This is a genomic window from Acinetobacter sp. YH12254 (assembly GCF_013417415.1).
In the GTDB taxonomy this organism is placed as follows: Bacteria; Pseudomonadota; Gammaproteobacteria; order Pseudomonadales; family Moraxellaceae; genus Acinetobacter; species Acinetobacter pseudolwoffii.
Genome location: NZ_VPEB01000035.1, coordinates 1 through 6535, shown reverse-complemented (window position 1 = coordinate 6535; position 6535 = coordinate 1). Strand labels below are relative to the sequence as shown.

Below are 6535 nucleotides of genomic sequence, written 5' to 3'. Positions count from 1 at the left end.
TTGTTCCATTTTAGAGATTTGTTTAAGATAAGATATAACTCATTGAGATGTGTCATAGTATTCGTCGTTAGAAAACAATTATTGTGACATTATTTCAATGAGTTATCTATTTTTGTCGTGTACAGAGATTATTATAGAAGCCCCCATGAATAAATCGCTCATCATTTTCGGCATCGTCAACATAACCTCGGACAGTTTCTCCGATGGAGGCCGGTATCTGGCGCCAGACGCAGCCATTGCGCAGGCGCGTAAGCTGATGGCCGAGGGGGCAGATGTGATCGACCTCGGTCCGGCATCCAGCAATCCCGACGCCGCGCCTGTTTCGTCCGACACAGAAATCGCGCGTATCGCGCCGGTGCTGGACGCGCTCAAGGCAGATGGCATTCCCGTCTCGCTCGACAGTTATCAACCCGCGACGCAAGCCTATGCCTTGTCGCGTGGTGTGGCCTATCTCAATGATATTCGCGGTTTTCCAGACGCTGCGTTCTATCCGCAATTGGCGAAATCATCTGCCAAACTCGTCGTTATGCATTCGGTGCAAGACGGGCAGGCAGATCGGCGCGAGGCACCCGCTGGCGACATCATGGATCACATTGCGGCGTTCTTTGACGCGCGCATCGCGGCGCTGACGGGTGCCGGTATCAAACGCAACCGCCTTGTCCTTGATCCCGGCATGGGGTTTTTTCTGGGGGCTGCTCCCGAAACCTCGCTCTCGGTGCTGGCGCGGTTCGATGAATTGCGGCTGCGCTTCGATTTGCCGGTGCTTCTGTCTGTTTCGCGCAAATCCTTTCTGCGCGCGCTCACAGGCCGTGGTCCGGGGGATGTCGGGGCCGCGACACTCGCTGCAGAGCTTGCCGCCGCCGCAGGTGGAGCTGACTTCATCCGCACACACGAGCCGCGCCCCTTGCGCGACGGGCTGGCGGTATTGGCGGCGCTGAAAGAAACCGCAAGAATTCGTTAACTGCACATTCGGGATATTTCTCTATATTCGCGGTTCAGCAGGCATGTCCCCTTTGAGGGCGACCCGACGACAGGATAATCGACCTTATGGTGCGCAAATATTTCGGCACAGACGGTATTCGTGGCAAAGCCAACGAAGGCGCGATGACGGCGGAAACCGCCTTGCGCGTCGGCATGGCGGCTGGCCGTGTCTTTCGTCGCGGTGACCACCGCCATCGTGTCGTGATCGGCAAGGATACGCGCCTGTCGGGCTATATGCTTGAACCCGCGCTCACAGCCGGTTTCACCTCGATGGGCATGGACGTATTCCTTTTTGGCCCGCTGCCGACAACGTATAGGAAGAATAAACGCCCTTTTCACCCAAGTCCAACAGCTTTGGACCGCAGTTGACTCTTTCGACACCCCTGCGATGCAACCCAATCCGGCTGACGGGGAGCCAGCAACGCTGAAAATTTACCCTCCTCTTTCCCACTAGCGGCTCCTTTTCCGACAACCAGCACGGCGGATCCCTGCCGCGGCGCTGTGAACGCAGCATTTTGATTGGTATCGTTGGCCTTCAGGCTCGTCAGTCAAACAGACCCAGGAGCAGCTCAGCCGGTGGCGCCCGGCTTTCGGGTAACGCCCTGGTCCCGCTGGTTTCGGCTTTGTGCTTCAGGTGATCAAGGATCTGCTTGATCACTATAGGGTCTTCAATGCAGGCGATGACTTTCATGGCGCCGCCGCAGCCGCTGCAGGTCTCGATGTCGATATTGAAAACACGCTTGAGCCGTTGCGCCCATGTCATCGACGCTCGCCGTTGTGCTGGTGTTGCCGGTTCATCAGCCACCCTGACCTTGTTGCCCCTGCCCCGTTTTGCCGGCGTGACCAACGCCCGGTGCCGACTGTTGGGTGCGAACACCCCGTGGAAGCGGGTTAGGTTGACTCTGGGCTTCGGTACCAGGGCGGCCAGCCTTGCAATGAAATCCAATGGTTCGAAAATGACGTGCGTGGTGCCGTCCCGGTACGGCGTCTTGAGCTGGTAGCGCACGTTGCCGCCTCGTGTTAACGACAGCCGCTTCTCGGATACCGCCGGGCGGCTGATGTACCGGCACAGCCGTTCGAGCTTCTTGCGTTCATCGGCCCTGGCCGCCACGCCGGCGTGCAGGCTGGACCCGGCTACCTTGCCAATCCCGTCACCGAACGGATCACCACTGGTCGGCAGAGTTTGCAAAGTGAACACCTTTCGCCCCGCCTGTGAACCGACAGCGATACGGTAAGTGATCGAGTGCCCCAGCAGGGGTGTCATCGGGTCGTCATCCACCGCATCCGAGGCCAGATAGCTGTTTTCGACATCCCGTTCCAGCAGGCCTTGCCGTTCCAGATAGCGACCCACCCGGTGGGCGATGGTGTGCGTCAGCTGGGTGAGCTCTGGGCTGGTCGGCGCCTTGACCCAGCGGAAACGCGCTGAGCCGTGGGATTGCTCGACATACACACCGTCGAGAAACAGCATGTGGAAGTGAACATTCAGATTGAGCGCCGATCCAAAACGCTGGATCAGGGTGACCGCGCCCGTCTTGGCCACTTGGTGGGTATGGCCCGCTTTCTTGACCAGGTGCGTGGCAATGACGCGGTAAACGATGCCCAGCACCCACCCCATGATCTCGGGCCGGCTGGCAAACAGGAAACGCAGCTGAAACGGGAAGCTCAACACCCACTGACGCATGGGTTGTTCAGGCAGTACTTCATCAACCAGCAAGGCGGCACTTTCGGCCATCCGCCGCGCCCCACAGCTCGGGCAGAAACCGCGACGCTTACAGCTGAAAGCGACCAGGTGCTCGGCGTGGCAAGACTCGCAGCGAACCCGTAGAAAGCCATGCTCCAGCCGCCCGCATTGGAGAAATTCTTCAAATTCCCGTTGCACATAGCCCGGCAATTCCTTTCCCTGCTCTGCCATAAGCGCAGCGAATGCCGGGTAATACTCGTCAACGATCTGATAGAGAAGGGTTTGCTCGGGTCGGTGGCTCTGGTAACGACCAGTATCCCGATCCCGGCTGGCCGTCCTGGCCGCCACATGAGGCATGTTCCGCGTCCTTGCAATACTGTGTTTACATACAGTCTATCGCTTAGCGGAAAGTTCTTTTACCCTCAGCCGAAATGCCTGCCGTTGCTAGACATTGCCAGCCAGTGCCCGTCACTCCCACTCGATTGTAAACAAGCACACAAAACCCTTTAGTGACAACAATTTGCAAGAACTATCAGGCTCAGTGCCATGAAAAATACCATGACCAGATCATGAGGTTGAACACGGCTTGCGCCGGCAGCGTTCACGCTCCTGGTCGGCGATCTCGCCCGGCTGCAATGCTAGCTCAGCATCGGTCATGCGCTCCAGCACGTCGCGTAGGCGGATGGTGCAAGGAATGGGCGGCAGCTCGAACTCATAGCCGCCGGCGATCATTTCGGCCGCAATCTCCTCGGTGATGAAAAACGGCTCGTCGTCTTGGTTCGGCTTCTTCATGCCCTTTCCTCCTGGCGCTCATCCTGGCCGACAGCGGCCAGGGCATCGGCTTCCGTCAATGCGTCCTCCACGAACGCGCCGTGCTGCTTCGCTTCGGCCTGGCTGACCTCGGCCCATATCCGTTTCACCTGGGCCGCACTGTACCCGGCCAGCTCGGCGGTCTTGTTGATGCTGTAGCCGGACTTGCGCAGCGCGACAACTTGGGCGCGGCGCTTCGGATCAGCACGGCGGCCCTTGTACCGCCCGGCCTGGCGGGCCAACTCAATGCCTTGGCGCTGGCGTTCGCGCCTGTCCTCGTAGTCGTCGCGGGCCATCTGCAAGGCCAGGCGAAAAAGCATGATCTGCACGGCTTCCAGCACGATCTTGGCGACGCCCTGGGCCTCGGCCGCCAGGTCGGATAGATCGACCACGCCAGGGACGGCCAGGCGTGCGCCTTTGGCCTGTATCGAGGCCACCAGGCGCTCGGCCTCGGGCAAAGGTAGGCGGCTGATGCGGTCGATCTTCTCGGCAATGACCACCTCGCCGGGCTGTAGGTCGCCGATCATGCGCAGCAGCTCAGGCCGGTCGGCGCGTGCGCCGGATGCCTTCTCACGGTAGATGCCGGCGACGTAGTAGCCGGCGGCCTTCGCGGCCGTAGTGATCGCCTCTTGGCGTTCCAAGTCCTGCGCGTCGGTGCTGACGCGCAGATAGACCCGCGCCACCATCGGCGCGGCTACTGGCTTCGTCCTGCGCATACTTGCGGGCTCCTTTGGGCATACTCAAATGCACCCATCTTAAACTGGCAGCTAATGTACAAAAGTTGATAGAAGCACACAAGTTCAATTTTGCACTTCTGCCCCACTATTGCAAAACTGCTTGTTAGTAGCCGTTTTTTCTTACTGTTTATAGATTCAATAATTTTTGAAACGAAAAATTGGGACTAAACATTTCGGTTTCGTTTTCTGTCGATTCGTCCTGCGTATCTTTTGCATAAACAAACATTTGTTGTTCGTAGTTTTCGATGGCATTTTCAATACTTGTAAATTCTCCGTTTGTAAGGTTTTCAGACAATATCAAAGCATCCAATAATCCCGTATTTACACCCTGTCCTGCAAAAGGCGACATCAAATGAGCAGCATCGCCAATCATTGTTATGGGTAATGGACGGTTACTTTTCCAATCATTGTTCAAAGGAAATTTCCTTGTGGGCAAGCATTGAAATGTTGATACCGAACGTATTAATTGTTTGTAAACTTCACTCCATTTGGAAAATCTTTTCAATAAAAAATCGGCAACGCTGTTTCTGTCCTGAAAATCTAAGGGAATTTTATTTTTCCATTCATCGGGCGTTTTAAAACTAATTCCTAAATACAATGCACCATTATTATTGGGATTGGCAAACAATAAAATGCCCTGATGTCCCGCCATTAATCGGTTGCCGTTGCATAGCTGAAAAAATCCGGGACAGTTTATTTCCGGTTGAAGAATATCAGCTTGGATGTTGAAAGTACCGGTTTCTTCAACTTGCGTGTCGGTAACAAAGCTCCTTATTTTCGACATTCCACCATTGGCAAGAATAACCAAATCTGCTGTTTCACTCGGTTTATTCTCAAAAGTTAGTGTCCACTTCTTCTTACCAGGTTCAAGCATAACAAGTTTTCTATCCCAAATAACCGTGTCGTTTTCTAAACTATTCAACAAGATAGCCCTTAAGTCATTTCTGTTTATTTCAGGATTGTCAAATCGATTTTCGGGCTTTACATTTTTTGTGGATAAAATATTGCCTTTTTCATCAGCAATATTTACACCCATTGGTAAGGCTAAGTCATAATAAGTTTGTAACAATCCCGCTTTTTTCATTGCTTCCTGACCTGAACCTTTGTGTAGGTCAAGGGTTCCACCAAAAATTCTTGCCTCTCGGTCGTTGTCTCTTTCGTAAACTGAAACGTCTATGCCGTTTTGCTGTAATAATTTTGCCATAGTCAGTCCAACGGGTCCACCACCAATTATTGCAACGTTCTTATCACTAAGTAAATTCATTTGTTTGTCCGTATCTATTCGCATTGTCATTCAAAAATGGCACATAACAAGTGGCTATACGCCAAATGGCGTATATATCCACTATATCTTATTTTGCTAAACCTTTCATTATCAGTGACAAATCCGTTTTCAACCGTTTACCGTTCGTTTCTACTCTCTCAAAAGGATTTATATTCATAGTGCTTTTTGTTAAGTTTTGCTCAAATATACAAATCCTTTCTATATATCTAACAAATCCATCGGACTTTTTAATTGTTCCATTCCCTTGGTGGTAATATGTGTATAAACCTCAGTTGTTTTACTGCTTGAATGACCTAACAACGATTGAATATAACGTAAACTCGTACCATTCTCAAGCAAATGCGTTGCAAAGCTATGTCGTAAGGTATGTACAGTAACTTCCTTTTGAATCTTTGCTTTTAAAACAGCTGCTTTAAAAATGTTTTGAATACTTCGGCTTGAGTATGCGCCACCTTTTTGACCTTCAAATAAATAATCTTTTGGTTTATATTCCATAAAGTATGTTCTTAAAATAATTAATGTTTTCTCAGATAAAATGGTATAACGATCTCTTTTTCCTTTTGACTGTTCTATACGAATTTGCATGCGCTTGGAGTCAATGTCTTTTATTTTCAGGTTTATACATTCAGAAATGCGCAAACCTGCCGAATAAATAGTCATCAGAATAGCCTTGTGTTTCACGTTTTCAATAGCGCGTAGTACCCGAATGGTTTCTTCTTCACTCATCACAACAGGAAGTGTTTTTTCTTTTTTTGGTCTTTCGATGAAATATGTTTTCCGTTGTCCACCCAAAACACGTTCGTAATAAAACTTAATCGCATTGATTGCCTGGTTTTGATAAGATATTGAAACTTTTCGCTCCATAACCAAATGTCGGAGAAATGATTGTATATGTCCTTCATTCAATCGATCGACGTATAGGAAGAATAAACGCCCTTTTCACCCAAGTCCAACAGCTTTGGACCGCAGTTGACTCTTTCGACACCCCTGCGATGCAACCCAATCCGGCTGACGGGGAGCCAGCAACGCTGAAAATTTACC

General features: G+C 51.6%; 7 protein-coding genes. 2 read left to right on the top strand and 5 right to left on the bottom strand.

The annotated features are described in order from the left end of the window. Nucleotides 1-145 precede the first annotated feature (145 nt). Entirely contained in the window at nt 146-961 is an 816-nt protein-coding gene (gene sul2, locus FTV29_RS14740) for a sulfonamide-resistant dihydropteroate synthase Sul2 (RefSeq protein ID WP_001043260.1), read from the top strand. An 86-nt stretch (nt 962-1047) separates the two neighbouring features. Continuing rightward, entirely contained in the window at nt 1048-1350 is a 303-nt protein-coding gene (locus tag FTV29_RS14735) for a phosphoglucosamine mutase (protein ID WP_000251875.1), read from the top strand. A gap of 175 nt (nt 1351-1525) precedes the next feature. Here the strand turns inward: FTV29_RS14735 and FTV29_RS14725 are convergent, their stop codons facing one another. The 5 genes from FTV29_RS14725 to FTV29_RS14705 form a co-directional block, all read right to left on the bottom strand. Beyond that, nucleotides 1526-3019, bottom strand: coding sequence for an IS91-like element ISVsa3 family transposase (locus FTV29_RS14725; protein ID WP_001120888.1), 1494 nt, complete (start codon nt 3017-3019; stop codon nt 1526-1528). 210 nt (nt 3020-3229) lie between these two features. Continuing rightward, nucleotides 3230-3454 carry a hypothetical protein gene (locus FTV29_RS14720; RefSeq protein WP_000743213.1) on the bottom strand — a complete coding sequence of 75 codons (225 nt, stop codon included), beginning with the start codon at nt 3452-3454 and terminating at the stop codon, nt 3230-3232. Continuing rightward, nucleotides 3451-4188, bottom strand: a complete 738-nt coding sequence (locus FTV29_RS14715; RefSeq protein ID WP_001366550.1) for a recombinase family protein — start codon at nt 4186-4188, stop codon at nt 3451-3453. Before FTV29_RS14715 ends, FTV29_RS14720 begins: the two co-directional genes overlap by 4 nt. A gap of 148 nt (nt 4189-4336) precedes the next feature. After that, entirely contained in the window at nt 4337-5503 is a 1167-nt protein-coding gene (locus tag FTV29_RS14710; protein WP_024160783.1) for a tetracycline-inactivating monooxygenase Tet(X3), read from the bottom strand. A gap of 189 nt (nt 5504-5692) precedes the next feature. Continuing rightward, nucleotides 5693-6358, bottom strand: a complete 666-nt coding sequence (locus tag FTV29_RS14705; RefSeq protein WP_015060916.1) for a tyrosine-type recombinase/integrase — start codon at nt 6356-6358, stop codon at nt 5693-5695. Nucleotides 6359-6535 lie beyond the last annotated feature (177 nt).

Excerpts from the sequence above, each read along its gene's own strand:
- sul2 (WP_001043260.1), top strand. The coding sequence starts at position 146 with ATGAATAAATCGCTCATCATTTTCGGCATCGTCAACATAACCTCGGAC.
- FTV29_RS14715 (WP_001366550.1), bottom strand. The coding sequence starts at position 4,188 with ATGCGCAGGACGAAGCCAGTAGCCGCGCCGATGGTGGCGCGGGTCTAT.
- FTV29_RS14735 (WP_000251875.1), top strand. The coding sequence starts at position 1,048 with ATGGTGCGCAAATATTTCGGCACAGACGGTATTCGTGGCAAAGCCAAC.
- FTV29_RS14710 (WP_024160783.1), bottom strand. The coding sequence starts at position 5,503 with ATGACAATGCGAATAGATACGGACAAACAAATGAATTTACTTAGTGAT.
- FTV29_RS14720 (WP_000743213.1), bottom strand. The coding sequence starts at position 3,454 with ATGAAGAAGCCGAACCAAGACGACGAGCCGTTTTTCATCACCGAGGAG.
- FTV29_RS14725 (WP_001120888.1), bottom strand. The coding sequence starts at position 3,019 with ATGCCTCATGTGGCGGCCAGGACGGCCAGCCGGGATCGGGATACTGGT.
- FTV29_RS14705 (WP_015060916.1), bottom strand. The coding sequence starts at position 6,358 with ATGGAGCGAAAAGTTTCAATATCTTATCAAAACCAGGCAATCAATGCG.